The sequence below is a fragment of the Mesorhizobium sp. BHbdii genome (assembly GCF_053848045.1).
In genome coordinates, this window is record NZ_JBSPKX010000002.1 from 243542 (window position 1) to 267509 (window position 23968).

The following is a 23968-nucleotide window of genomic DNA, read 5'->3' on the forward strand; positions in this document are numbered from 1 at the left end:
ACCCGGTTCCCACTTTTCGCTGCGGACCCACTTTTCGGAGTCATGCTTTTTGGTTTACGCATGATCTTGTCCGAAACCGGTGCCACTTTTTGGGATCATGCGTCAGCCTTCGGCCGGCAGTGTCACGACGAAGCGCGCGCCCTTGATCTCGCCGGGTTTGGTGCCCGGAATGTTCTCGGCGGTCAGCGTGCCGCCATGGGCTTCGACGATCTGCCTGCTGATCGACAGGCCAAGGCCTGAGTTCTGGCCGAACGCCTCGCCGGCCGGCCGGTCGGTGTAGAAGCGTTCGAAGATGCGGTCGATGTTGTCGGCCCTGATACCGGGACCATTGTCGTCGACGGTGATGATGTTGACCTTGCCGGCGCGCGCCAGAGATATAGCGATGTGGCCGCGCTCTTCAGGAACGAAGGAGCGGGCATTCTCGATCAGATTGGTGATGACCTGGCCGATCCTCAGATCATGGCCGGCGACGAAATAGCCTTTTACGCCCTGCGGCAGTTTGGCGACCTTGAATTCGATGTCGACCGTCTTCTTGTTGCGCGTGGCCGTGCGCGAAACGTCGACCAGATCCGTGATGAATTTCTTGAGATCCACGGTTCCTGCGTCTTCCCGCGCGAGCTCGGCGTCAAGACGGGAGGCGTCGGAAATGTCGGTGATGAGACGGTCCAGCCGCCTGACGTCGTGCTGGATGATCTCCATCAGCCGGCCGCGCGACGTGTCGTTCTTGGCCAGCGGCAGGGTCTCCACCGCGCTGCGCAGCGAGGTCAGCGGGTTCTTCAATTCGTGCGAGACGTCAGCCGCGAAACTTTCGATCGCCTCTATGCGGGCGTAGAGCGCATTGGTCATGTCGCGCACGGCGATCGACAGATTGCCGATCTCGTCCTGCCGGTCGGAGAAGTCCGGGATTTCCTCGCGATTCTTGACGCCGCGCCGGACCCTGACCGCCGCCGCCGACAGCCGGCGCAGCGGGTTGGCGATGGTCGAGGCGAGCAGCATCGACAGGATCGCGGTGACAAGGGCGGCGATGCCGAAGACGCGCAGGATCGCCTTGCGCTCGGCCGCGACGATCTTGTCGATGTCGCCGCCTTCCGTCGACAGCATCAGCACGCCGAGGACGGCGCGGAAGCGCTGGATCGGCACGGCGACCGAAACAATCTGCTCGCCCTGTTCGGAGATCCGCACGATGGTCGACGGGCTGCCGGTAAGCGCCTTGACCACCTCCGGAAATGCAGCGCCATTGCCGCCCGGCTGTTCATGGTAGACCGGCAGCGCGGTGTTGCGGAAGAAGTCGAAGACGAATTTCTGAATACGTTCGAGAAGGTCGGGCTCTTCCTTGTCGGTCGGCGGCAGATCGTAGCGAAGGATCTGGCCGCGCGAATAGAGGTGGCGCGAATCGAGCAGCAGATTGGCGTCCCGGTCGTAGATGCGGGCGCGCGTCCGCGTCGGCGAAATCAACCGCCTGAGCACCGGCGCGACGCGCTCCGGATTGATCGGAAAATCCAGATTGTCGAGCTGATCGGAGCCGGGGCCCAGGCTTTCGCCGGCCTGCAGTTCAAGCAGCTTTTCCGGATCGATGCTGATCGAATCGGTCTCGACCGTCGCCGATGCCGCGATCGCCCCGGCGATGATCTCGCCCTGGGTCATCAGGCTTTCGACGCGGGCGTCGATCAGCCCGTCGCGAAACGTGTTGAGGTAGAGGATGCCGGTGACCAGGACGGCCAGGCCGGCGAGGTTGAGGAAGAGAATGCGCCGCGTCAGGCTGGAAAAGATATGGTGGCCGAGGAAGCGGCGCATTGGCACCGTGATTTTCGACAGGAGTGCCGGCAGAATCCGCGACGGGCGCCGGGCGCCCGTCCGTCTCACTCGCTCTACGTCCACTGCCATCGAATAGCAGCCCCCGCTCAGTCTTTAGTTTTGAGCATGTCGTTGTCCCAAAACCGGGACCACTTTTCGGCGACATGCATCAATTCATGCTTCGCGGAACCGATATCCGACTCCGTAAAGGGTTTCGATCATCTCGAAGTCATCATCGACGGCCTTGAACTTCTTGCGAAGCCGCTTGATGTGACTGTCGATGGTGCGGTCATCGACATAGACCTGCTCATCATAGGCCGAATCCATCAGCGCATCACGGCTTTTTACCACACCGGGACGTTGGGCCAGAGAATGCAGGATCAGGAATTCGGTGACGGTAAGCGTCACCGGCTCGCCTTTCCAGGTACAGGTGTGACGCTCCTGATCCATGACAAGCTGGCCGCGCTCGAGCGAACGGGCCTGCTGGCTCGGCGTCTTGGCCGATGCCTCGCGGGCGCTGGCACGGCGCAGCACGGCGCGAACCCGCTCGACCAGAAGACGCTGCGAGAAGGGTTTACGGATGAAGTCGTCGGCGCCCATCTTGAGGCCGAAAAGCTCATCGATCTCGTCATCCTTGGACGTCAGGAAGATCACCGGCAGGTCGGATTTCTGGCGCATCCGGCGCAGAAGCTCCATGCCGTCCATGCGCGGCATCTTGATGTCGAGGATGGCGAGATTCGGCGGGCGCGCCGCCAGACCTTCCAGCGCCGACGCCCCATCCGTGTAGGTTTCGACGCGATACCCCTCCGATTCGAGGGCGATCGACACCGAAGTCAGAATGTTGCGGTCGTCGTCGACAAGCGCGATTGTTGCCATTTCAAGTGGCTCCCTCATGAGCTGTCCCTTCTTTGGTCGAGAAGGGGCCTTTTGCAGGACAAATTAGGTACAAAATGTGGCACAGGCTTCGTCCGCTGTCACGAGCGGCATGCCGGCGGCCACGATTTCACCTCAACATGGATTGGACTGTTAAAGACTGCCAATCCTTTGGGCAACCGCCTGATTTTTTGCACATATAAACGATTTAAACAACTTTCAAAATATTTAAATCGATTAATTATTTGATATCATTTGGCTTTTCTGGTTGTCACCGTTACAGTCTCCTTGGTCGGGGCTCCGGAAATTCGCCGGCCAGGATGCTGCAAATCGAAGAAGGAACCCCCTCATGTCGGAAGCCGGCAAACGCAATCCCGCATGGGCGATCGATCGGATCGGCCTAAAGACCACGGCCGCGGTGCGCTATAATTTCGGCGAAGCCGCCCTTTACGAGGAAGCGGTACGCCGCGGCGAGGCCCGGCTCACCGCGCATGGCGCACTGGTCGCCGAGACCGGGCAGCACACCGGCCGCTCGCCCAAGGACAAATTCGTCGTGCGCGACGAGACCACCGGGCCGCATGTATGGTGGGACAACAACAAGGCGATGTCGTCGGCCCAGTTCGAAACGCTGCTCGCCGATTTTCGCGCCCATGCAGCAGACAAGGATCTTTATGTGCAGGACCTGGTCGGCGGCGCCGATGAGGACTTGAAGCTGACGACCAGGGTTGTCACGGAGCTTGCCTGGCATTCCTTGTTCATCCGCAATCTGCTCATTCGCCCGGAAGCCGCCGAGCTCGAGCATTTTGTGCCTGACATGACGATCATCGACCTTCCGTCGTTCCGCGCCGATCCGGTTCGCCACGGCACCTGCACCGAAACGGTGATCGCCGTCGATCTGTCGCGCATGATCGTGCTGATCGGCGGCACCTCCTATGCCGGCGAAATGAAGAAGTCGGTGTTCACCGTGCTCAACTATCTGTTGCCGGCCAAGGGCGTGATGCCGATGCATTGCTCGGCCAATGAAGGCGCCGGCGGAGATGCGGCCATCTTCTTCGGCCTCTCGGGAACCGGCAAGACGACACTGTCGGCCGATCCGTCGCGCACGCTGGTCGGCGACGACGAGCACGGCTGGGGTCCGCATGGCATCTTCAATTTCGAAGGCGGCTGCTATGCCAAGACGATAAAGCTTTCGGCAGAAGCCGAGCCGGAGATCTTCGCCACCACCCAACGCTTCGGCACGGTGCTGGAGAATGTGGTTCTCGATGCGGGCCGCGTGCCGGATTTCGACGACGGCAGTCTCACCGAAAACACGCGCTGCGCCTATCCGCTCCATTTCATCCCCAACGCCAGCAAGACGGGCCGCGCCGGTCACCCGAAAAACATCATCATGCTGACCGCCGACGCATTCGGCGTGATGCCGCCGATCGCACGGCTGACCCCGGCGCAGGCGATGTACCATTTCCTCTCCGGCTACACCGCCAAGGTGGCTGGGACCGAAAAGGGCGTCACCGAACCCGAAGCGACGTTTTCGACCTGTTTCGGCGCACCGTTCATGCCGCGCCATCCGTCGGAATACGGCAATCTGCTGCGCGAACTGATCGCCCATCACGGTGTCGATTGCTGGCTGGTCAACACCGGCTGGACCGGCGGCGCGTACGGCACCGGCAAGCGGATGCCGATCAAGGCGACGCGAGCGCTGCTTGCCGCGGCACTCGACGGCTCGCTGAAGACGGCCGACTACCGCACCGACGCGAATTTTGGCTTCGATGTGCCGGTGGCGGTTGCGGGCGTCGACCGCGCCATTCTCGATCCGAGATCGACATGGGCCGATACCTCAGCCTATGACCTGCAGGCGGCGAGGCTGGTGGGCATGTTCGCCATCAATTTCGAAAAATTCGAACCTCATGTCGACGCCATTGTGCTCGGCGCCGCGCCGCGCATGCGCGAAGCTGCGGAATAATTACCTGCTGGGTACTCTGTGCCTCAAGGCCGGGACCGGGATCGGGAAGGCCCGACCCGGGGATCGGCCCTTTTCTTTTTTCGTTTGCCGCGCCATGACTGCGGCATGAACGCCGACGACAAGATCATCATTGCCGACGATGCGGTGATCCATGCGGATGACCTGCACGAGGACTTCATCCGCTCGTCGGGCCCTGGCGGCCAAAACGTCAACAAGGTGGCGACGGCGGTGCAATTGCGCTTCGATGCGGCGAATGCGCCGGGCCTGTCGGAGCGCGTCCGCGAGCGAACCATAAAGCTGGCCGGCCAGCGCGCCACCAAGGATGGCGTCATCGTCATCGAGGCCGGACGCTTCCGCACGCAAGAGCAGAACCGGGCGGACGCCCGGGCGCGGCTTGCGGAACTGGTCGCCACGGCCGCCGAACCGCCGCCGCCACCGCGCAAGAAGACGAGGCCGTCGAAAGGCGCGATCGAAAGGCGGCTGAAGACCAAGGCTGGGCGCGGCACAATCAAGAAATTGCGCGGCCGGGTGGACGACGATTAGAGCGACGTGCGTCCCCTTGGACGCACAAAATACGTCTGACATTTTGTATCCACATCGTGCTTTTCGAAAATCGACTCCACTTTTCGGGCCGATGCGGCAGGCGCGACATCGATGGCTGGGTCGACGGTTTCCAATTCAAGGTTGCAGGTGGCAAGTTTGGTATTCGCCACAGCAAGGGAGACCACAGATGGGCATGTTTGATTTCGTCAAGGGCGTCGGCAAGAAACTCGGCTTCGGCGACGATGAGCCGGAGCCGACCGCCGATACGGAACTCGATTCGCACGCGCTCGGCACAGACAATGTCGAAGTCGTCGTCAGAGGCGATACGGCTGTCCTGAAAGGCGTAGGTCAAGGATCAATCGATCTTCGAAAAAGCGGTCATCGCCGTTGGCAACACGCTCGGCGTGTCCAAGGTGCAGGCGGATGAATTGCAAGTCGCCGCACCCGAATCCGGCACACCCGCTGCCCCGGCCAAGGAACCGACCTTCTACACGGTCAAGAAAGGCGACAACCTCTGGAAGATCGCCGAAAGAGCTACGGCAAGGGCAAGGGTGCGAAGAACACGATCATTTTCGATGCCAACAAGCCGATGCTGACCCATCCGGACAAGATTTATCCGGGCAGGTCCGGCGCATACCGGATCTCGACCAGGCCTGACCAGATCGGGCCTGACCAGATCGGCGACGGCCAATCGACAACGGCGGTTTTCGGGTCGCCGTTTTCATTTGATGGTGGCATTCTGGTTCTTTGCAGACCAACGGCTCAAGCGACCATGCTCGTTCTGCCCAAAGGCGTCCGCCATATGCCCGGCTATCTGTCCCGCGCGGTGCAGGAAGCGCTGGTCGAGGATGTGAGACGGGTCGTGCAGGAGGCTCCCTTGTTTGTGCCGGCCATGCCGCGCACCGGCAAGGAGATGAGCGTGCGCATGACCAATTGCGGTTCGCTCGGCTGGGTCACCGACAAGGAGGGCGGCTATCGCTACCAACCGAAGCACCCGGTGACCGGAATGCCCTGGCCGCCGATCCCGGACGTGCTGCTGGAGCTGTGGCGGGACGTGTCCGCCTATTCCCATCCGCCGGAGGCTTGCCTGGTCAATTTCTATTCGCCGGACGCGAAGATGGGCCTCCATCAAGACCGCGACGAGATCGATTTCTCCGCGCCGGTCGTCTCCGTTTCACTGGGCGACGATTGCCTGTTCAGGGTCGGCCAGACCACGCGCGAAGGCGGCACCAAATCGTTCAGGCTGAAAAGCGGCGATGTCGTCGTGCTTGGCGGCGAAGGCCGCCTCTGTTTTCACGGCGTCGACCGCATCTATCCATCGACCTCGGCATTGCTGAAGAACGGCGGGCGGATCAACCTGACGCTGAGACGGGTGACCTATCCTGGCTAGAGCGGCGGGCTTTGAAGTCGAGCCGTATCGCCGCTCTCTCTCTTTTTCAAGTATCGGATTTCCCCAAGACCGGCACCCGCTTCGGATCACCGTCCAGGCCCGCCGCTGATCGGCCGGAAAAGATCCAGCGTTCGAGAACAACAAAGTTGACCACCGGAATGAGAATGCAGGTGAACAGTATCGGAATCGCCACCGGCAGGCCGAACTGCCCGACGAGGAGCAGCGGAAGAAGATAGGCGATGGCAAGGCCGGATCCGGTCAGCACGGCGAAACGCGGCGCTTCGAATTGATGCGAGCCGGCCGACATGAAGGTGAAGAACTTGTGGCCGAGATAGGAGAATATTGCCGCGACCGCATAGGCGGCGACGGAGGCTGTGGCCGGCGGCAGGTATGTTGACCCGGCACTGGTGAAGAGGCTAGCACAAAGCGCGTAGAGCACTGTGGCCGCGAGCCCCACCGAGGCGAATTTGAGAAGCCGGCGCGGAGCAAGTGTTCCGCGCCGGGCGGAAATGTCAGGCCGGGGCAATGCAGGCATATTGATCACCGGCTCCCCACAAAATGCTCCGGAATTGGCAATCGAACGATAGCGGGCACTGCCTAAGGCGCCGTTAACCGCTTCGTTACAGCTTCCTTAGCGCCACTTCCTCGACCAGATGATTGGCGCCCTTGCGCAGGATGAGATCGGCGCGGGCTCGCGTCGGCAGGATGTTCTCGCGCAAATTCTTCAGATTGATGTTGGCCCACAGGCCTTCCGCGATGGCGCGGGCCGCTGCTTGAGAAAGTTGCGAATAGCGGTGGAAGAAGGAGTCCGGATCGCGGAAGGCGGTCTCGCGCAGCCGCATGAAGCGGGCGATGTACCATTGATGGATCAGCTCCTCTTCGGCATCGATATAGATGGCGAAGTCGAAGAAATCCGACAGGAAGGGCACAATCTTGCCGTCCTTCGGCAGCTTGCCCGGCTGCAGCACGTTGATGCCTTCGAAGATCAATATATCGGGCCGGTCGATGGTCTGGAACTCGCCGGGAACAACGTCGTAGGTCAGGTGCGAATAGACCGGCGCGCGGACATTGCGCTGCGCCGATTTGATGCCCGACAGGAAACGCAGCAATGCGCCGACGTCATAGCTGTCGGGAAAGCCCTTGCGTTCCATCAGATTGTTGCGGCGCAGGATGTCGTTGGGAAGCAGGAAGCCGTCTGTGGTGATCAGATCGACCTTGGGGCTCGACGGCCAGCGCGCCAGCAATTCCTTGAGCACGCGCGCCGTGGTCGATTTGCCGACCGCGACAGAGCCGGCAATGCCGATGATGAAGGGCGTCTTGACGACATCCACCGCGTTGAAGAAGGCCTGGCGCTGCCTGAACAGAAGTTGGCTCGCCTCGACATGTGCCGACAACAGCCGGGACAGCGAAAGATAGATGCGCTTGACCTCTTCGAGGTCGACCGGGTCGTTGAGCGAACGCAGGCGACGGACCTCGTCCTCGCCGAGCGTCATCGGCGTGTCGGCGCGGAACTGCGACCATTGCTCCGCCGAGAAAAAACGAAAGGGCGAATATTTCTCGGTGGGGGCGAGCTGGTCCATCGAGTTTCCTACCCTCCGCAGCGATCAGCCCCGGTCCTGCCGAGACGCCTTTTCGGCGATGCCCGAACGACCGGTGCGGCGTTCGAGTTCGGTCAGGACATCGGCAAGCGGAATGCCGGCGACGCCCAGAACGACGAGCCAATGATAGATGAGATCGGCGCTTTCCGAAACGAGGGCTTGTCTGTCACCGCCAACGGCCGCGATCACCGTTTCGACCGCCTCTTCGCCGAGCTTCTGCGCCGCCTTGTCCATGCCGCGTGCGAACAGCTTTGCCGTCCACGAATCCGGATCGCCGGAATGCGCGCGTTCCCTGATGATTGTCTCCAGATCGGAGAGCGAAAACTCAGCCATGGCGCCATCTATCTGTTTGTTTAAGCACGATCTTTTCCGAAAACCGGTTGCCATTTTTCGCTGGCGCGGACCTTCGGTTCGGGATCATGCTTTAGAGCCGATCACCCGGGGAGTCCAGTCGCATCGGCAGGCCGGCGCGGGCCATATGCGCCTTGGCTTCGGCAATGCTGTAGGTGCCGAAATGGAAGATCGATGCCGCCAGCACCGCGCCGGCATGGCCGTCGCGAATGCCCTCGACCATGTGATCGAGCGTGCCGACGCCGCCGGAGGCGATGACCGGCGCACGCACGGCGTCGGCTACCGCGCGGGTGAGCGCGATGTCGTAGCCGGCCTTGGTGCCGTCGCGGTCCATCGACGTCAGCAGGATCTCGCCGGCGCCGCGATCGACCATCTGCTGAGCGAATTCGACCGCGTCGATGCCGGTCTTTTCGCGGCCGCCATGGGTAAAAATCTCCCAGCGGTCGGCCTCGCCTTCGCCCGATACTTTCTTGGCATCGATGGCGATGACGATGCACTGGTTGCCGAATTTGTCAGCCGCCTCGTCGACGAAATCGGGATTCTTCACCGCCGCCGTATTGATCGACACCTTGTCGGCGCCGGCCAAAAGCAGCTTTCTTATGTCGGCGACCTGTCGCACGCCGCCGCCGACGGTCAGCGGCATGAAGCATTGTTCGGCGGTGCGGGCGACGATGTCGAAGATAGTTTCGCGATTTTCGGACGAAGCGGTGATGTCGAGGAAGCAGAGTTCGTCGGCGCCGGCGGCGTCATAGGCCTTGGCCGCCTCGACCGGATCGCCGGCATCGACCAGGTCGACGAAGTTGACGCCCTTGACGACGCGGCCGTTCTGGACGTCGAGACAGGGGATGACGCGGGCTTTCAGCATCAGATCCTCGCAAGCGCGGCAAGAAAATCGCCAAGCAATTGCCCAACGACAGGCGGAACCTCGCCCTTGGCGTCAAAGGCAGGATCGTAGGCGGACAGGGTGACGCCGACGATCGGGATCGACTTGGCCAGCCCGCAAACCAGTTGCCGCAGTTGCTCCGGATTTGGACCTCCCGACCGTGCATAGCGGTTCACTTGCAGCACATCGGGATCGTGAACATCCAGATCCAGATGCAAATGCACTTGGGCCGCGCCGGCCGCCTTGAGCTTTCCGACATTGTCGAGTGCATCGGCCCATTGGGCGCGAATGATTGGCAACGTCTCCAGAAGCCGCCTTTCATCGGGATCGAGGTCGCGTGCATCGACCAGCATGCACCGCGACGGGTCGATCGCCTGGAAGCCGGGAATCGCTGACGTCATCGGGCGCCAGCAGAGCCCCAGCGTCGTCGCCAGCGCCATGCCGTCGAGAAAGCCGTAGGCGGACGTCTCGGGCGTGTTGAGATCGCCATGCTGATCGATCCAGATGATCGAATCAGCGGTATCGCCAGCCACCGCACCGGCGGCGGTCAGGCAATTTCCGGTGAGCACAATGGGAAAACGCTCATCGTCGCGCGCCATGTCGACCTTGGTGGCGACTGCCCGACAAACCGCGAAACCTGTCGCGATTTCGCGTTTCTGGGCATCGCCGACTTCGCCGATGTCCTCGACGACGACATCGTGGCCGCGAAAGGCAAGTTCATCGACGAGGCCGCCGGCAATGATGGCGTCGGGGCCCTGGCCACAGCCGGCATGATAAAGGCCGCTGTCATAGGGTGCGAGGATGACCGAGAGTTTCATCGCGCCCTCGCCTTCTCCGGTCCTGCCGCCAGGATCGCCAGTGCCTCGGCCGGATCGATACGCCCGTCATAAAGCGCGCGGCCGGAGATGGCACCTTCGAGTTTTTGCGCATCGGGCATGGTCATGCGCACGATGTCGGCGATCGAGGCAAGCCCCCCGGAGGCGATGACCGGGATTGAAACTGCTTCGGCGAGATCGATGGTGGCATCCCAGTTTATGCCGGTCAGCACACCGTCGCGGTCGATGTCGGTGTAAATGATGGCGGCAACGCCGGCGCCCTCGAACTTCCTCGCCAGTTCGATGACGCCGAGGCTCGAGGCCTCGGCCCAGCCCTCGACCGCGACCTTGCCGCCCTTGGCGTCGATGCCGACGGCGATCTTGCCCGGGAACGCCTTGCAGGCCTGCCTGACCAGATCCGGATCGCGCACGGCCACCGTGCCGAGAATGATCCGCGCCAGCCCGCGATCGAGCCAGTCCTCGACCTGCGCCAGGGTGCGGATGCCGCCGCCGAGCTGCACCGGGTTTTTCGTCGCCTTGAGGATGGCGCCGACCGCCGCGCTGTTGACGCTCTGGCCCTTGAAGGCGCCGTTGAGGTCAACGACATGCAGCCATTCAAAACCCTGTTGCTCGAAGGCCCTGGCCTGCGCGGCCGGGTCGTCATTGTAGATCGTCGCGGTCGCCATATCGCCGTGCTTCAGGCGCACGCACTTGCCGTCCTTGAGGTCGATGGCCGGGAACAGGATCACTTTCAGGCGCCCTCGACGATCGCGAAATGGCCGGTCGAAGCCGCCAGTCGATTCCGTAGTGCGGTCTGATAGGCCGGCGACTGGTAACAGTTCAGCGCTGTCTGATAAGAGTCGAACTCGACCACAACATGCCTGTCAAATTCCGATCCTTCTGGATTTGTGACCTGTCCGCCGCGCACGAGATAGCGGCCGTCGTAGCGCGAAATGGCGTCACCGATGGCGTCACGGTAGCGCTGATAACCGTCGGGGTCAGTCATCGTGAGCATGACCACCCAGTAGCCTTTCTTACTCATGATCCTAGGGCCTCCAGCGCAGAAAATTGGTGATCAGCGCCAGGCCAAGCGCCTGGCTCTTTTCGGGATGAAACTGCGTGCCGGCGAGATTGCCGCTGACAACAGCGGCCGTCACCGGACCACCGTAGTCGGCAATCGCCAGCACCTCCTCCGGCTTCTGCGCGTCGATATGGTAGGAATGAACGAAATAGGCGTGCAGTCCCTTGGCGCCGGTCGGAATGCCGGAAAACAGCGGATGCTTGCGCGTGAGCTCGATCGTGTTCCAGCCGATCTGCGGGATCTTCAGCGCAGGATCGGCCGGGGTGATCTCCTTGACGTCGCCGGCGATCCAGCCAAAACCTTTTGTAACGGTCTTTTCCAGGCCCCGCTCCGACATCAGCTGCATGCCGACGCAGATGCCGAGGAATGGTCGCCCCTTGACGATCGCGACCTCCTCGACCGCTTCCCACATGCCGGCCACAGCGCGCAGCCCGGCCGCGCAATCGGCATATGCGCCGACGCCGGGCAGGACGATGCGATCGGCGGTCCTGACACGCTCGGCATCGGCGGTCAGGTCGATCGCTGCGGCGATACCGGCTTCATGCGCGGCGCGCTCGAAGGCCTTGGTGGCCGAGCGCAGGTTGCCCGAGCCGTAGTCGATGATCGCGGCCCGCATGTCAGGGTCTTCCGGGAGTGTGGTTCAACCCTAGCGCGATGCCCATATGTGTCGGCCGGGCATGGGCGGCGTCCGGAACGATGCGCGGCACTGGCGCTTGCTCGTCCGCTTGCGCTTCGGCTTCCAGCACATAGCGCGTATCGGCATCGTCGAGCCTGTTGGCCTCGACGACGCCCCATTCATGCCAGCCACGACGGCGCAGTGCGGCGATCCGCAAGGCCTGACCCTCCAGCCCGACATAGAGCGATACAAGCAGCGACAGCAGCGGGCCGGCCAGCCCAAGCCTCAGCCCTTCGGCAAGCATCGAAAGGAGAGCCATGGCGACAAACGCCAGTGCTGCCTCGATCCACAACCGGTGCCAGAGCAACCACAGCGGCGACACGAGGAAGCCGAGCCAGGAAAACCCATCCCGGACAAAGGTTACATCAGGCTTTTCGCCGCGGCCCGGCGGTTCCATCACGACATAGACGGCCATGGCCTATCCCTTCAGAGATCCCTTGGTGGACGGAACTGCATCCGGCTGGCGCGGGTCGCTTTCAAGCGCGAAACGCAGCGCGCGCGCCACCGCCTTGAAGCAGGTCTCGGCGATGTGATGATTGTTTGCGCCGTAGTGGTTGGCTACATGCAGCGTGATGCCGGCATTCTGCGCCAGGGCCTGGAAGAATTCGCGCACCAGTTCGGTGTCGAACGTGCCGATCTTCGGCGACGAGAACGCAACGTTCCAGACAAGGAAAGGACGGCCGGAAACGTCGATCGCCGCGCGCGTCAGCGTCTCGTCCATGGCGAGATCGACCGAGGCGTAGCGCATGATGCCGCGCCGCTCGCCCAACGCCTTGGTCAGCGCCTGGCCGAGCGCGATGCCGGTGTCCTCGACCGTGTGGTGGTCGTCTATGTGCAGATCGCCCTTGGCCTTGACTGTCATGTCGATCAGCGAATGGCGCGACAGCTGGTCCAGCATGTGGTCGAAGAAACCGACGCCCGTCGAAATATCGGATTTTCCCGAGCCGTCGACCTGGACCGACACGGAGATGTCGGTCTCCCCAGTCTTGCGGCTGGCGTTGGCGGAACGGGGCGGCATGACCTCATCCTTATCCAGAGTTCAGACGTTCCAAGCGTCCACGTGCTTGAAAACGAGAGCCTTCTAGCAGCATGATCCGGCGATTGCCAGTTACCATGCCAGGGGATATCGAGCCTGGCGGGTGGCTGGTTTGCAATCATCGGACCTATGCATACATATGGCCGATCAAGTCAGTCGTAACGCGCCAATCGCCTTTTCGGGACCGGTGCTGATCGGAGCAGAAGATGTCGAATGAACTGACCATGCACGCCACGACCATCGTGACGGTGCGCAAGGGCGGCAAGGTGGTGATTGCCGGCGACGGCCAGGTCAGTCTCGGCCAGACCATCATGAAGGGAAATGCCAAGAAGGTGCGCCGCATCGGCAAAAGCGGCAATGTCATTGCCGGTTTCGCCGGCGCCACCGCTGACGCCTTCACCCTTCTGGAGCGGCTGGAAGCCAAGCTCGAACAATATCCGGAGCAATTGACGCGGGCCTGCGTCGAACTCGCCAAGGACTGGCGCACCGACCGCTATCTGCGCCGGCTTGAAGCGATGATGCTGGTTGCCGACAAATCGGTTTCGCTGGCGCTGACCGGCACCGGCGACGTGCTCGAACCCGAACATGGCGTCATGGCCATCGGTTCGGGCGGCAATTACGCGCTAGCCGCGGCGCGCGCACTGATGGACACCGACAAAGATGCCGAGGAGATCGCGCGCAAGGCGATGCAGATCGCATCCGACATTTGCGTCTACACCAACAACAACTTCGTCATCGAAACGCTCGATGCCGGCTGAACCGGCCGCTGGCCATGATCCCGAAAAGTGGAAACCGGTTTTTGCTCCACTGACCTTCGGTTCGGAGAAGATCATGGCCAAACAAGAAAATAGATACGATTTTCGGCCGGTGACGGAGGCGGACCTGCCGATGATTGCGGCATGGCTGGCCGAGCCGCATGTCGCGGAGTGGTGGGATGATCCCGAGACGGAGATCGCCCAGATCCGCCAACACATCGACAGCATTTCCGTCGAACCGCTGATCATCGAGCTCGATGGCGAGCCGATCGGCTACATGCAGAGCTACGACCCGCATCTGGAGGACGGCCATCCCTATAGCGACCAGCCGTTCGGTACGCTCGGCATAGATTTGTCGATCGGCAGGCCTGAGCTTATCGGACGCGGCCACGGCTCGGCAATTGTCCGGCAGTTCGTGGAACAGCTGTTCGAGGAAGGGGCGCCGCGTGTCATCATCGACCCGGATCCATCCAACGGACGAGCGATCCGCGCCTATGAAAAGGCCGGTTTCAGAGCTATCGATCGAAGGCAATCGGAATATGGCGACGCCGTGCTGATGGCAATCGACGCCGAAGAGGACGATATCGAATAAGTCGACGCCGAATAAAGCCGAAGAGGGCAGTAACAGCATGAGCACAACCGGCGCCGACAAACCCGTCTCGGCCTATGAAGACAGCTGGCGGATGGGACTTCTGCTGGTCCTCGGCCTGATCATATTCCAGGCTGGAGTCCTATACGGCATGGGCCGAACCCCGATCTGCACATGCGGCTATGTCAAGCTGTGGCACGGCATTGTGCAGAGTTCGGAGAATTCCCAGCATATTTCCGACTGGTACACATTCTCGCACCTCATTCACGGCTTCCTGTTCTATGCGCTGGCGTGGGCTCTGTTCCCGCGCTCGCCGATCGGGCTCAGGCTGGCATTTGCGGTCGTCATTGAGGGCGGTTGGGAACTTCTCGAGAACAGCCCGTTGATCATCGAGCGCTATCGCGCCGGCACGATCTCCCTCGACTACTATGGCGACAGCATCGTCAATTCGGTGGCGGACACGCTGGCGATGGTGCTGGGATTTGTGATGGCGCGCAGGCTTCCTATATGGGTGATCGTGACCCTGGCCGTCATCTTCGAATTCGGTGTCGGCTACCTCATCCGGGACAATCTGACGCTCAACGTGATCATGCTGCTGCATCCGTTCGAGTCCATCCGGCAGTGGCAAAGTGGAATTTAGGAATATGAGCACATTCTCGCCCCGTGAAATCGTTTCGGAACTCGATCGCTTCATCATCGGCCAGAAGGACGCCAAGCGCGCCGTGGCCATCGCCCTGCGCAACCGCTGGCGCCGCCAGCAGCTCGAAGGCCAGATGCGTGAAGAGGTGATGCCGAAGAACATCCTGATGATCGGCCCGACCGGCGTAGGCAAGACCGAGATCTCGCGCCGCCTGGCACGCCTTGCCGGTGCGCCGTTCGTCAAGGTCGAGGCGACCAAGTTCACCGAAGTCGGCTATGTCGGCCGCGACGTCGAGCAGATCATCCGCGACCTGGTCGAGATCGCCATCGGCCTGGTGCGCGAGAAGATGCGCGAGGATGTCAAAGCGCGCGCCCATATCAATGCCGAGGAACGTGTGCTGGAAGCGCTCGTCGGCAAGACGGCGAGCCCGGGCACACGTGACAATTTCCGCAAGAAGCTGCGCGACGGCGAGCTCGACAACAAGGAGATCGAGATCGAAGTAAGCGACACCGGCACTGGCGGCATGCCCGGCTTCGAGATTCCCGGCATGCCGGGCGCAAATATCGGCGTGTTGAACATCAACGACATGCTGTCGAAAGCGATGGGCGGCCAGAAGACCAAGACGCGCAAGACGACGGTGAAGGAATCGTACACGGTGCTAGTCGGCGACGAGTCCGACAAGCTGCTCGACCAGGACGAGGTGGTGCGCAGGGCGCTCGAATCGACCGAAAACGACGGCATCGTCTTCCTCGACGAGATCGACAAGATCGCCTCGCGGGAAGGCGGCATGGGCGCCGGTGTTTCCCGCGAAGGCGTGCAGCGCGACCTGCTGCCGCTTGTCGAAGGCACAACGGTGGCGACCAAATACGGACCGGTGAAGACCGACCACATCCTGTTCATCGCATCGGGTGCGTTTCACATCGCCAAGCCGTCGGACCTGCTGCCGGAACTGCAGGGCCGACTGCCGATCCGCGTCGAGCTGCGTGCACTGGAGAAGGACGATTTCGTCCGCATCCTGACCGAGACCGAGGCCAGCCTGATCAAGCAGTACATCGCGCTGATGAAGACCGAGGGCGTCGATCTCGTCTTCACCGACGACGCCATCGATTCGCTGGCCGGCATTGCGGTCGATCTCAACGCCAGCGTCGAGAACATCGGCGCCAGGCGGCTGCAGACGGTCATGGAGCGGGTGCTGGACGAGATCTCCTATGACGCGCCGGACCGGCACGGCACGGCGGTGACCATCGACGCAGCCTATGTGCAAAAGCATGTCGGCGACCTGTCCAGAAACACGGATTTGTCGCGTTTCATACTGTAGCAGGCAATCCATCCCAAAAGAAATGGGCCGGGGGAGCCGGCAGGTTCTGAAACGTGTGGCCAAATGGAAGCATCTGGTCAGCTTTTGTCTTCCCCGGCGCAGGGGCCCTCGACTCCACTTCCGGCTTTACCTAGTTTGCCCGGCAACTACAGCGCCGCGCATCGGTTGGGCGTGCAAAGGGCGCTATACAGTTGGTTTTGCGCATGACCCCGAAAATCGATTCCGGGGGTCATGCGCTGTTGCAGGCGGCGGCGCATGAAAAAACTGATCCTCGTCATTCTCGGGCTGACGCTGGCGACAGCCATGTTCGCCGCCGAAGCGGCGACGATGGTGCCGCCGGGCAACAGTCATGCCGAGCAGCCCAACATACCGGGCGCCTCGAGCCGGCGCACCCAAGCCACCAACACCACCTTCCAGGCAAAATACCGCAAGGTCTATGCGCTGCTGCAGCACGACGCCGGTCTTCGCGGCAAGATCAGCCAAGCGGCGGCGACCTATGGCATCGACCCGATGCATATCGTCGGCGCCATCGTCGGCGAGCACACCTACAATGTCGACGCCTACGACCGGCTGCAGACCTACTACGTCAAGGCGATCTCTTATCTGTCGAGCAAGCTGTCTTTCGCCTATGAAGGCGAGGACATCACCGATTTCGTGCAGCGGCCGCAATTCCAGGAATGCGCTGGCAAATCGGACAGTTACGCGCTCTGGGAATGCCGCGAGCAGGTTTGGAACCAGTCCTTTCGCGGCAAGACTGTCGGCGGTGAGAGCTTCCCCGACGACCGCTTCGGCGCCACTTTCTTCCAGCCCTATTATGCCGGCCAGACTTTTGGCCTCGGTCAGCTCAATCCGCTGACGGCGTTGCAGATGAGCGATCTCGTGCACCAGGTTTCCGGCCTGCCGAAGCTCGACGTCGGCGATCCGAACGCGGTCTACAAGACCATCATGGATCCGGACCTGACATTGGATTATGTCGCAGCGACGATCCGGAAATCGATCGATGCCTACCAGAGCATTGCCGGCTTCGACATATCGGGCAATCCCGGCATCACATCGACGCTGTACAATGTGGGCAATCCGGAACAGCGTGCCCATGCGCTGAAGGCCGAGAACGACAGGCGCCGCGACGCGGGCGAACCGGAGAAGCTGCCCGAGGAAAATTACTATGGCTGGCTGGTCAACGACAAATTGCCGGAGCTGAAGGCGCTGTTTTAGTTGTTAAATCCGACGCTTGGTACCTGACGACCACAGCCGCCCTGGGGTGGAGCCGCTGTTGGTGAGAGCCGATACAAGAGCGCAAATGCGCCAATAAGCGGACGAGGCACTCGGCCAGGGAGCCTATTGCCCTTGATGCAATGCCCTTCATCCGCACTTAGGCTCGGGGTTCGCGCCTCACTTCGGAAGCCGTTCGTAAGCGCCTAAGTTGCCCAGGAGGGTTTCCTGTGGTCCGCTTGAAGGCACGGCTGAAAGCGGCTTCGGAAGCATATCCCAGGCGCGCGGCGATGGCTGGGATCGTCAGGCTCGGGTCAAGGAGCAGGCGTTTTGCTTCGCGCATTCGGAATTCGAGCACACAGCGGGCCGGGGATACCCCAAGCACATGTGAAAAACGTTCGGCGAAGGTCGACCGCGACATGGCCGCAGATCTCGCCAATCGGGCCAGAGACCAGTTTTCCCCCGGTCTCGTATGGATGCCGAGCAGGGCGGGGCCAAGTCCTCGATCGCGCAGCGCAGCGAGCCAGCCTCGGCGATGATCATCGCTATCCCTGGCCCAATCGCGAACAATGATGCTGATGGCCGCGTCGGCCAGACGGGCCATTATTGTGGCCGAGCCGACGCTTTTTTCCGCCATCTCCGCCGCCATTACCTCCAGCAGCATGCCGAGAGATCGGGTGCGGTTCGGTCCCTCGCGAAGCACAAGTTTTGCGGGCATGGTCCCAATCAATCGATCGGCCAGCGGTTCCTCGAAATCCACGGTGCAGCAGAAAATGAGGGATCGGGCACCCCCGCCGCCGGTGTTGAGGGAATAGCTTGTGCCGGATATCTGTCTTGGCCCCAAGAGGGCGAGATCGGTCACCGCGCTCTCAGGGTCGTCGGCGATGACATGTTTGGTGCCATGTGGCAGGAGCACGACATCGCCCTGGTCCAGCCGCTCTGGTTCAGACCCCTCGATAAGCACCCAACAGCTGCCGTCGGCGACGAAATGGAAGCGAATTCCCTTTTGGAATTGCAGGCCGATGCCCCAAGGCCGCGTTACCTCGGCCCGGCAGTAACTCGCTTCCGCTGGCCTGAGATCACGCAGGAACTGTCCAAGAAGATGGACGACAGGATCGGCAGAATTGGATGATCGAGCATACATCTCGGACGCAGTATCATTGTTCGTCCGGCATTCCACAATAGGCTCTTCTCTGCTGCCAGTAGATTCGTGGCAACGTGGCAACATTGAGGGAGATGTCAGTGTCTTTTCCAAAGCTCGTGGCGGCGGTAGCCGCGGTTATTATCCTGCCGTCTCAGACTTACGCCCTGGAGAATACATACCTGCCTGTTGAGAAGGTGCCGTATTATGAGGAAATGCCTGACCAGCCCCACCGGCTGGGCCCCTTATGGGGCAAGCGCGATGTGGGTCCGGCTGGAACGCTGCTGAAAGTCCCGAGGGGATGGCAAGCACCGATACATGCACATACGGCAGACTATCAGGGCATTGTCATTGAGGGCACCTGGAGCCACTGGGTGCCGGAAACGGGTGAGGGCCGAAACATCGAGCTGCAGCCCGGATCATATTGGACCCAGAAGGCAGACCAGATGCATGCCGATGCCTGTATGTCGGAAAAGCAGTGCGTGATCCTTCTTATCAACACCGAACCTTATTCCACTCTTTTCAAGAGCAGATAGCTGGACATCAACATGGAGCGTGACCTGGACGGACAGAGGGTGGTTGTCGTCGGCGCGAGCTCGGGAATCGGGCATGCCGTGGCTTGGGAGGTGGCGGCCCGCGGCGCGGAGGTCGTTATGATGTCCCGCTCCATGGAGAAGCTCCAACGCGCATCAGAAGGCATGCCGGGACATGTGCGGCTTCATGCAGCCGATATGCGCGATGCGGTTGGCGTCGCCAATGCCCTTGCCGATTACGACACAATTGACCATCTGGTCCTCACTGCAGTCGCCGACGAACTGGCGCGGGCAAAGCCGCTCGCCGATCTGACGGATGAGGATGTCGAACGCAGCTTCGACAAGATGCGAGGTTACTTCACAGTCGTGCAGGCTGCAGCGCATCGCCTTTCGCCCACTGGCTCGATCGTGATGATGTGCGGCGCGGCGGCGGTCCGCCCTCCCGCTGTGGGGTTCTCCCTTCTTGCCGCTGAAGGTGCTTCCATTCCGGGTTTCGGCAAGGCGCTTGCCAGGGAGCTTTCACCCGTTCGCGTGACCGTGGTCATGGCTGGGCTGGTGGATACGCCTATAAACAGCGCACGCCGTGAGCATAGTGCCAAGTGGGCTGAAACCTCGCTGCCCGCTCGCCGCTTTGGACAGCCGGAAGATTTGGCGGATGCAATTATCTTCGCAATGCGCAATCCATATACGACAGGTGGAATTCTGGTTGTAGATGGAGGCCTGCTGATTGCCTGACAAAGACAGAGCTTGCCTTCGTCTGGGCGCGTTCCGTCATTTCTTCCAATAGTTCGGGGAACCCGCCGCGGCTCACGCCGCCAGCAGCGACTTCAGCTTGATCGTTTGCGAGCCGAGCGCCTCAGGCGCCGGCTTTGCCCTCTTGGCGATCAGCATCTCGGCCAGCCTTATGTCGCGGCCGACCGAATTGCCTGGGCCGATGCCGCTCGCCGCGACCAGCCTGCCGTCCTCGGCGAGGTGGAACAGGATGAAGGCGCCGTCGTCGAGGTCGCGGCGCACAACCTTGCTGCCCTCGTCCGACAGGCCTGATACCTGCAAGGTCAGGCCGTATTGATCCGACCAGAACCATGGCACCGCCGCGTGGCTTTCACCGGCGCCAAGCATGTTCCTGGCCGCAAGCGCGCCATGCTCCTGCGCGTTCCGCCAGGCTTCCAGCCGCACGCGCCGGCCGCCATAGACGGCAAGCGGAAACGAGCAGCAATCGCCGGCGGCGAAGATGTCCGGATCGCTGGTGCGAAGCTCGGCATCGACAGCTATGCCGTTGTCGATCGTCAGCCCCGCTTCCGCGGCAAGTCCGGTCACCGGCACGGCGCCGATGCCGATCACTGCCAGGTCGGCGACGATGTCCTTTCCGCCGGCAAGCGCAATGCGCACCCCGGCGCCGTCGTCGGCGATCGCCGCGATGCCGTCGCCGCACAGGATTTTGACGCCTTCGGCTTCATGCGCCTCGTGGATGATTTTGCCGATCTCGGCCGGCACGCCGCGCATCAGGATCCGCGGCTGCGCCTCGATGACGGTGACCGTGGCCCCCAGCCTGCGTGCCGCGGCGGCGAGCTCAAGACCGATGAAGCCGCCGCCGACTATGGCGATACGGTTTCCGGCGCTGAGATGCGCGCGAATGGCCAGCGCGTCATTGAAGGTCCGGAGGTAGACGCAGCGCGCGCCAAGCCCCGGCATCGGCAGCTTACGCGGGGTTGAGCCGGTCGCCAGCAAGAGTTTGTCGTAAGGCAGGACCGAACCGTCCGACAGGTGCACGACGTGCGCCGCGCAGTCGATCGCCATCGCCTGAACCGAATGGATATGCCGGATCGACCTCTCGGCCAGTATTTCATCGCTGGCGATCGCCTTGATCTCGGGCGCATCGCTGGCCATCGCGTCTTTCGACAGCGGCGGCCGCTCATAGGGCAGATGCGGTTCGTCGCCGACCAGCGTCACCGGCCCGTCATAGCCGAGATCGCGCAGCGCCAAGGCAGCCCGTCCACCGCATTCGCCGGCACCGATGATGACCATCCCCTTCGTCATCACCGTCACCCGATCCGAATGAGGATTTTGCCGGCGTCGAGCTTGACCGGATAAGTCCTGAGATTGACGCAGACCGGCGCACCCCTCGCCGCCCCGGTCTTGTAGCTGAAGCGGCCATTGTGCTTCGGGCATTCGACGATGTCGTCCATCACCAGCCCGTCGGCCAGGTGCACCTTCTCATGCGTGCAAAGACCGTCCGTCGCGAAATATTCGTCGTCGGGGCTGCGATAGATGGCGAAGGTGCGGCCGCCATGGTCGAACCGCATCAAGTCCTCTTCGTCGATGTCTCCGGCATCGCAGGCTTCGACCCAGTCGCTCATCAGTCCTCCCGAGAATTTTGCTTGGTCAGCTTGCCCGGCATGTTGCCTGGCATGGGCGCATATCATTCCGCTGCTGCCGCGACAGCATCGTTGTCGTTGTGAAATTCCTCGCGATAGGGCTTCGCGGTCGGCGGCAGTTCGCGCTTGAGGAAATAGTCTTCATTGCGCAGCTGGCGCAGGAAGGCAGGCACCATCTCGCGATAGCCGGCCAGGATCGACTGCGTCGGCACTGGCAGGTCGTGCTTGATCATCTCGTGCAGCCTGGGCAGCGCGTGGTAGGGCACCATCGGGAACATATGGTGCTCGACATGGTAGTTCATGTTCCAGTAGATGAAGCGGCTGATCGGGTTCATGTAGACGGTGCGGCTGTTGAGGCGATGGTCGACGACATTTTCGGCGAGGCCGCCATGCTGCAGCAGGCCGGTCATGACATGATGCCAGGCGCCGTAAAGCCGGGGCAGACCGACCAGCATCAAGGGCAGGAACGACCCGCTATAAATTGCCAGCACGATGGTCGCGGCATAGATCGCGGTCCAGATGCGGGCAATGCGGATCGCCTTTGGCTGCTCCTGCTCGGGAATGAAGGTCTTTTCCGCCGGGCTGATGATGCCGGCCGCATTGCGCACCATGTCGCCCATGGCATGCCAGGCATCGACAATGCCGAAGAAATTGAGCACGACGCGCAACAGGTCCGGTGGGCGCATCACCGCGATTTCTGGATCGCGGCCGACGATGATCGTATCGGTGTGATGCCGGGTATGGCTCCAGCGCCAGGTCACCGGATTGCGCATGATCATAAAGCAGGCGAGCTGATAGGTCACGTCGTTCATCCACTGCGTCCTGAACGCGGTGCCGTGACCGCATTCGTGCCAGCGGGAATCGGTGGAAGAGCCGTAAAGGACGCCATAGACGAAGAAGAACGGCACGCACCACCAGGTGGCCCAGAACCAGGCGCCGCCTGCGCCGCTAAGGATCAGGACGGCGAGCCAGATGATGGTGTCGCGGATCGCCAGGCCGTCGGAGCGCTGCATTAGCTCCTTCATCTGCTTTCGCGGGATGTCGGTATGATACCATTCGGCCGCCGCCAGCCCGGTCTCGACGGCGAGCTTGGCGTCGCGGCCGATCAGGCTGTAGTCGCGCCGGGACGGTGCTGCGTCCAACATTGCGTCCATGAGAGTGCCTCCACCAGCGTCCTGCAATCCGCCCGGTCAATGACCAGGCCGTGGTTGCAGGCCTCGAAGCCTAGAAGTAACGCCAAGCCATGATAGGCTCAATATCACAAAGATGGTTTCTATCATTTTCCATCAGAATGATGTAAACCAATTTGGCAAGCGGAGAGACAGCCATGGCAAAACGGCCGACCATCACCGATCTGGCGCGCACCTCCGGCGTCAGCGTCGCCACCGTCGACCGGGTACTGAACAACCGCCTGCCGGTGCGCGAGGAAACCGCGCGCCGCGTCTATGAGGCCGCCACCAGCATCGGCTACCACGCCGCCGGGCTGATCAGGCAGCGGATGCGCCAGGAACTGCCTGAATATCGGCTCGGCTTTCTGCTGCTGAGGGGCAATGATGTTTTCTACAGTGATTTCGCGCGGGAACTCGAACTGGCGGTGTCGCAATCGCAGCGCTTCCGCGGCGTCGCAACCATCGATTTCGCCAGTTCGCTCGCCCCCGACGAGATCGCCGCCCAGATGCGCAAGCTGGCGGCGAAATCCAGGGCGGTCGCCCTTGTCGGTCCGGACCATCCGACGCTGACGGCAGCCGTCGAGACCCTGAAGGCAAGGGGGCAACCCGTCTTCTCCCTGCTATCCGACTTTGCCGCCGGCATCCGCGAGGGCTATGTCGGCCTCGACAACCGCAAGGTCGGTCGTACCGCGGCCTGGATGATCGCCAGGGCGGCGAGGAAGCCTGGCAAGGTAGCGCTTTTTGTCGGCAGCCATCGCTTCCATGGCCATGAGCTACGCGAGATCGGCTTCAGATCATTTTTCCGCGAGCATGCGCCGGAATTCACAGTGATGGAGACGCTGGTCAACCTGGAAGCCAACCAGGTGACCCATGATGCGATGATCGATCTTCTAGCGCGGTACCCGGATCTTGCCGGCTGCTACGTCGCCGGCGGCGGCATGGAAGGCGCGGTTTCCGCGCTCAGGGCAGCGAGGCCCGTAAATATGCCGGTGGTCGTTTGCAATGAGATCAACGCCGAGTCGCGCGCGGCGCTCGCCGACAACATCCTGACCATGGTAATTTCTACGCCGCTGGCAGCACTATGCCGCGAGCTTGTCGATCTGATGGCGCATGCCATCGAGGCAGGCGCTGCCAACGCGCCGGGCCAGACCTTCCTGCCCTTCGACATCTATCTGCCGGAAAACATCTAGATTCGGGCAAAACATCTAGGCTCAGCCAATGCATCCAGGTTCAGAT

27 protein-coding genes and 1 pseudogene are annotated in these 23968 nt (G+C 61.8%); 12 read left to right on the plus strand and 16 right to left on the minus strand.

The window, feature by feature from the left end; translation table 11 throughout:
* Positions 1-102: 102 nt before the first annotated feature.
* Both ACWTU8_RS13850 and ACWTU8_RS13855 read right to left on the minus strand, forming a co-directional pair.
* Positions 103-1884: a stimulus-sensing domain-containing protein gene (locus ACWTU8_RS13850; protein ID WP_455848605.1), complete on the minus strand. Its 1782-nt coding sequence runs from the start codon at positions 1882-1884 to the stop codon at positions 103-105.
* A gap of 84 nt (positions 1885-1968) precedes the next feature.
* Positions 1969-2670: a response regulator transcription factor gene (locus ACWTU8_RS13855; protein ID WP_065011523.1), complete on the minus strand. Its 702-nt coding sequence runs from the start codon at positions 2668-2670 to the stop codon at positions 1969-1971.
* Between the two features lie 346 nt (positions 2671-3016).
* On the opposite strand from ACWTU8_RS13855, the gene ACWTU8_RS13860 reads away from it, so the two are divergent.
* The 4 genes and pseudogenes from ACWTU8_RS13860 (at position 3017) to ACWTU8_RS13875 (ending at position 6560) form a co-directional block, all read left to right on the plus strand.
* Positions 3017-4627 (plus strand): phosphoenolpyruvate carboxykinase, encoded by a 1611-nt coding sequence (locus ACWTU8_RS13860; RefSeq protein WP_455848606.1) that lies wholly within the window; start codon positions 3017-3019, stop codon positions 4625-4627.
* A gap of 105 nt (positions 4628-4732) precedes the next feature.
* Positions 4733-5170, plus strand: a complete 438-nt coding sequence (gene arfB / locus ACWTU8_RS13865) for an alternative ribosome rescue aminoacyl-tRNA hydrolase ArfB (RefSeq protein WP_455848607.1) — start codon at positions 4733-4735, stop codon at positions 5168-5170.
* A gap of 187 nt (positions 5171-5357) precedes the next feature.
* Positions 5358-5827 (plus strand): annotated as a pseudogene (gene lysM, locus ACWTU8_RS13870) (peptidoglycan-binding protein LysM).
* 115 nt (positions 5828-5942) lie between these two features.
* Positions 5943-6560 (plus strand): alpha-ketoglutarate-dependent dioxygenase AlkB, encoded by a 618-nt coding sequence (locus tag ACWTU8_RS13875; protein ID WP_455848608.1) that lies wholly within the window; start codon positions 5943-5945, stop codon positions 6558-6560.
* A gap of 46 nt (positions 6561-6606) precedes the next feature.
* Here ACWTU8_RS13875 and ACWTU8_RS13880 read toward each other — a convergent pair whose 3' ends face one another.
* The 10 genes from ACWTU8_RS13880 to hisB all read right to left on the minus strand — a co-directional run bounded on the left by ACWTU8_RS13880 (position 6607) and on the right by hisB (position 12982).
* Positions 6607-7095: a GtrA family protein gene (locus tag ACWTU8_RS13880; protein ID WP_455848609.1), complete on the minus strand. Its 489-nt coding sequence runs from the start codon at positions 7093-7095 to the stop codon at positions 6607-6609.
* Positions 7096-7180: 85 nt separating this feature from the next.
* Positions 7181-8140 (minus strand): type I pantothenate kinase, encoded by a 960-nt coding sequence (gene coaA, locus ACWTU8_RS13885; RefSeq protein ID WP_455848610.1) that lies wholly within the window; start codon positions 8138-8140, stop codon positions 7181-7183.
* Between the two features lie 24 nt (positions 8141-8164).
* The gene (locus ACWTU8_RS13890; protein ID WP_029347429.1) at positions 8165-8491 is read right to left on the minus strand and encodes a phosphoribosyl-ATP diphosphatase; all 327 of its coding nucleotides are present in this window, start codon (positions 8489-8491) and stop codon (positions 8165-8167) included.
* A 91-nt stretch (positions 8492-8582) separates the two neighbouring features.
* Positions 8583-9374: an imidazole glycerol phosphate synthase subunit HisF gene (gene hisF, locus ACWTU8_RS13895; RefSeq protein ID WP_455848611.1), complete on the minus strand. Its 792-nt coding sequence runs from the start codon at positions 9372-9374 to the stop codon at positions 8583-8585.
* Complete coding sequence (locus ACWTU8_RS13900; RefSeq protein WP_455848612.1) at positions 9374-10210, minus strand: arginase family protein; 837 nt, start codon at positions 10208-10210, stop codon at positions 9374-9376. Before ACWTU8_RS13900 ends, hisF begins: the two co-directional genes overlap by 1 nt.
* Positions 10207-10956 (minus strand): 1-(5-phosphoribosyl)-5-[(5-phosphoribosylamino)methylideneamino]imidazole-4-carboxamide isomerase, encoded by a 750-nt coding sequence (gene hisA, locus ACWTU8_RS13905; protein ID WP_095517448.1) that lies wholly within the window; start codon positions 10954-10956, stop codon positions 10207-10209. Before hisA ends, ACWTU8_RS13900 begins: the two co-directional genes overlap by 4 nt.
* A gap of 2 nt (positions 10957-10958) precedes the next feature.
* A complete protein-coding gene (locus tag ACWTU8_RS13910) occupies positions 10959-11249 on the minus strand; it encodes a DUF1330 domain-containing protein (RefSeq protein WP_455848613.1) in 291 nt (96 codons plus the stop codon).
* Between the two features lie 4 nt (positions 11250-11253).
* A complete protein-coding gene (gene hisH / locus ACWTU8_RS13915; RefSeq protein ID WP_455848614.1) occupies positions 11254-11904 on the minus strand; it encodes an imidazole glycerol phosphate synthase subunit HisH in 651 nt (216 codons plus the stop codon).
* A 1-nt stretch (position 11905) separates the two neighbouring features.
* Positions 11906-12379, minus strand: a complete 474-nt coding sequence (locus ACWTU8_RS13920; protein ID WP_065011534.1) for a DUF2628 domain-containing protein — start codon at positions 12377-12379, stop codon at positions 11906-11908.
* A 3-nt stretch (positions 12380-12382) separates the two neighbouring features.
* Positions 12383-12982, minus strand: a complete 600-nt coding sequence (hisB, locus tag ACWTU8_RS13925) for an imidazoleglycerol-phosphate dehydratase HisB (protein ID WP_455848615.1) — start codon at positions 12980-12982, stop codon at positions 12383-12385.
* Positions 12983-13206: 224 nt separating this feature from the next.
* Here hisB and hslV point away from each other — a divergent pair, with 224 nt between their 5' ends.
* From hslV to ACWTU8_RS13950, 5 genes are all read left to right on the plus strand, one after another.
* Entirely contained in the window at positions 13207-13758 is a 552-nt protein-coding gene (gene hslV / locus ACWTU8_RS13930; protein ID WP_029347417.1) for an ATP-dependent protease subunit HslV, read from the plus strand.
* 73 nt (positions 13759-13831) lie between these two features.
* Positions 13832-14347, plus strand: a complete 516-nt coding sequence (locus ACWTU8_RS13935; protein ID WP_455848616.1) for a GNAT family N-acetyltransferase — start codon at positions 13832-13834, stop codon at positions 14345-14347.
* A gap of 37 nt (positions 14348-14384) precedes the next feature.
* Positions 14385-14984, plus strand: coding sequence for a DUF2585 domain-containing protein (locus tag ACWTU8_RS13940; protein ID WP_455848617.1), 600 nt, complete (start codon positions 14385-14387; stop codon positions 14982-14984).
* Positions 14985-14988: 4 nt separating this feature from the next.
* The gene (hslU, locus tag ACWTU8_RS13945; RefSeq protein WP_065011538.1) at positions 14989-16302 is read left to right on the plus strand and encodes an ATP-dependent protease ATPase subunit HslU; all 1314 of its coding nucleotides are present in this window, start codon (positions 14989-14991) and stop codon (positions 16300-16302) included.
* 255 nt (positions 16303-16557) lie between these two features.
* On the plus strand, positions 16558-17517 hold the full coding sequence (locus tag ACWTU8_RS13950) for a DUF1402 family protein (RefSeq protein WP_455848618.1): 960 nt from the start codon (positions 16558-16560) through the stop codon (positions 17515-17517).
* A 157-nt stretch (positions 17518-17674) separates the two neighbouring features.
* Here ACWTU8_RS13950 and ACWTU8_RS13955 read toward each other — a convergent pair whose 3' ends face one another.
* Positions 17675-18658 (minus strand): AraC family transcriptional regulator, encoded by a 984-nt coding sequence (locus ACWTU8_RS13955; protein WP_455848619.1) that lies wholly within the window; start codon positions 18656-18658, stop codon positions 17675-17677.
* Positions 18659-18756: 98 nt separating this feature from the next.
* Between ACWTU8_RS13955 and ACWTU8_RS13960 the strand changes: the two genes are divergently transcribed.
* Entirely contained in the window at positions 18757-19191 is a 435-nt protein-coding gene (locus ACWTU8_RS13960; RefSeq protein WP_455848620.1) for a DUF4437 domain-containing protein, read from the plus strand.
* A 39-nt stretch (positions 19192-19230) separates the two neighbouring features.
* Positions 19231-19923: an SDR family oxidoreductase gene (locus tag ACWTU8_RS13965; RefSeq protein WP_455848621.1), complete on the plus strand. Its 693-nt coding sequence runs from the start codon at positions 19231-19233 to the stop codon at positions 19921-19923.
* 72 nt (positions 19924-19995) lie between these two features.
* On the opposite strand, the gene ACWTU8_RS13970 is transcribed toward ACWTU8_RS13965, so the two are convergent.
* From ACWTU8_RS13970 to ACWTU8_RS13980, 3 genes are all read right to left on the minus strand, one after another.
* Positions 19996-21225 (minus strand): NAD(P)/FAD-dependent oxidoreductase, encoded by a 1230-nt coding sequence (locus tag ACWTU8_RS13970; RefSeq protein WP_455848622.1) that lies wholly within the window; start codon positions 21223-21225, stop codon positions 19996-19998.
* Between the two features lie 5 nt (positions 21226-21230).
* On the minus strand, positions 21231-21545 hold the full coding sequence (locus tag ACWTU8_RS13975; RefSeq protein WP_455848623.1) for a MocE family 2Fe-2S type ferredoxin: 315 nt from the start codon (positions 21543-21545) through the stop codon (positions 21231-21233).
* Positions 21546-21607: 62 nt separating this feature from the next.
* Positions 21608-22717 (minus strand): fatty acid desaturase family protein, encoded by a 1110-nt coding sequence (locus tag ACWTU8_RS13980; protein ID WP_455848624.1) that lies wholly within the window; start codon positions 22715-22717, stop codon positions 21608-21610.
* 173 nt (positions 22718-22890) lie between these two features.
* Here ACWTU8_RS13980 and ACWTU8_RS13985 point away from each other — a divergent pair, with 173 nt between their 5' ends.
* Positions 22891-23922 (plus strand): LacI family DNA-binding transcriptional regulator, encoded by a 1032-nt coding sequence (locus ACWTU8_RS13985; protein WP_455848625.1) that lies wholly within the window; start codon positions 22891-22893, stop codon positions 23920-23922.
* The last annotated feature ends 46 nt before the right edge of the window (positions 23923-23968 follow it).

Coding starts and splice junctions, on each gene's coding strand:
- ACWTU8_RS13850 (WP_455848605.1), bottom strand. CDS start 1,884: ATGGCAGTGGACGTAGAGCGAGTGAGACGGACGGGCGCCCGGCGCCCG.
- ACWTU8_RS13855 (WP_065011523.1), bottom strand. CDS start 2,670: ATGGCAACAATCGCGCTTGTCGACGACGACCGCAACATTCTGACTTCG.
- ACWTU8_RS13860 (WP_455848606.1), top strand. CDS start 3,017: ATGTCGGAAGCCGGCAAACGCAATCCCGCATGGGCGATCGATCGGATC.
- arfB (WP_455848607.1), top strand. CDS start 4,733: ATGAACGCCGACGACAAGATCATCATTGCCGACGATGCGGTGATCCAT.
- ACWTU8_RS13875 (WP_455848608.1), top strand. CDS start 5,943: ATGCTCGTTCTGCCCAAAGGCGTCCGCCATATGCCCGGCTATCTGTCC.
- ACWTU8_RS13880 (WP_455848609.1), bottom strand. CDS start 7,095: ATGCCTGCATTGCCCCGGCCTGACATTTCCGCCCGGCGCGGAACACTT.
- coaA (WP_455848610.1), bottom strand. CDS start 8,140: ATGGACCAGCTCGCCCCCACCGAGAAATATTCGCCCTTTCGTTTTTTC.
- ACWTU8_RS13890 (WP_029347429.1), bottom strand. CDS start 8,491: ATGGCTGAGTTTTCGCTCTCCGATCTGGAGACAATCATCAGGGAACGC.
- hisF (WP_455848611.1), bottom strand. CDS start 9,374: ATGCTGAAAGCCCGCGTCATCCCCTGTCTCGACGTCCAGAACGGCCGC.
- ACWTU8_RS13900 (WP_455848612.1), bottom strand. CDS start 10,210: ATGAAACTCTCGGTCATCCTCGCACCCTATGACAGCGGCCTTTATCAT.
- ACWTU8_RS13910 (WP_455848613.1), bottom strand. CDS start 11,249: ATGAGTAAGAAAGGCTACTGGGTGGTCATGCTCACGATGACTGACCCC.
- hisH (WP_455848614.1), bottom strand. CDS start 11,904: ATGCGGGCCGCGATCATCGACTACGGCTCGGGCAACCTGCGCTCGGCC.
- ACWTU8_RS13920 (WP_065011534.1), bottom strand. CDS start 12,379: ATGGCCGTCTATGTCGTGATGGAACCGCCGGGCCGCGGCGAAAAGCCT.
- hisB (WP_455848615.1), bottom strand. CDS start 12,982: ATGCCGCCCCGTTCCGCCAACGCCAGCCGCAAGACTGGGGAGACCGAC.
- hslV (WP_029347417.1), top strand. CDS start 13,207: ATGTCGAATGAACTGACCATGCACGCCACGACCATCGTGACGGTGCGC.
- ACWTU8_RS13935 (WP_455848616.1), top strand. CDS start 13,832: ATGGCCAAACAAGAAAATAGATACGATTTTCGGCCGGTGACGGAGGCG.
- ACWTU8_RS13940 (WP_455848617.1), top strand. CDS start 14,385: ATGAGCACAACCGGCGCCGACAAACCCGTCTCGGCCTATGAAGACAGC.
- hslU (WP_065011538.1), top strand. CDS start 14,989: ATGAGCACATTCTCGCCCCGTGAAATCGTTTCGGAACTCGATCGCTTC.
- ACWTU8_RS13950 (WP_455848618.1), top strand. CDS start 16,558: ATGAAAAAACTGATCCTCGTCATTCTCGGGCTGACGCTGGCGACAGCC.
- ACWTU8_RS13955 (WP_455848619.1), bottom strand. CDS start 18,658: ATGTATGCTCGATCATCCAATTCTGCCGATCCTGTCGTCCATCTTCTT.
- ACWTU8_RS13970 (WP_455848622.1), bottom strand. CDS start 21,225: ATGACGAAGGGGATGGTCATCATCGGTGCCGGCGAATGCGGTGGACGG.
- ACWTU8_RS13975 (WP_455848623.1), bottom strand. CDS start 21,545: ATGAGCGACTGGGTCGAAGCCTGCGATGCCGGAGACATCGACGAAGAG.
- ACWTU8_RS13980 (WP_455848624.1), bottom strand. CDS start 22,717: ATGGACGCAATGTTGGACGCAGCACCGTCCCGGCGCGACTACAGCCTG.
- ACWTU8_RS13985 (WP_455848625.1), top strand. CDS start 22,891: ATGGCAAAACGGCCGACCATCACCGATCTGGCGCGCACCTCCGGCGTC.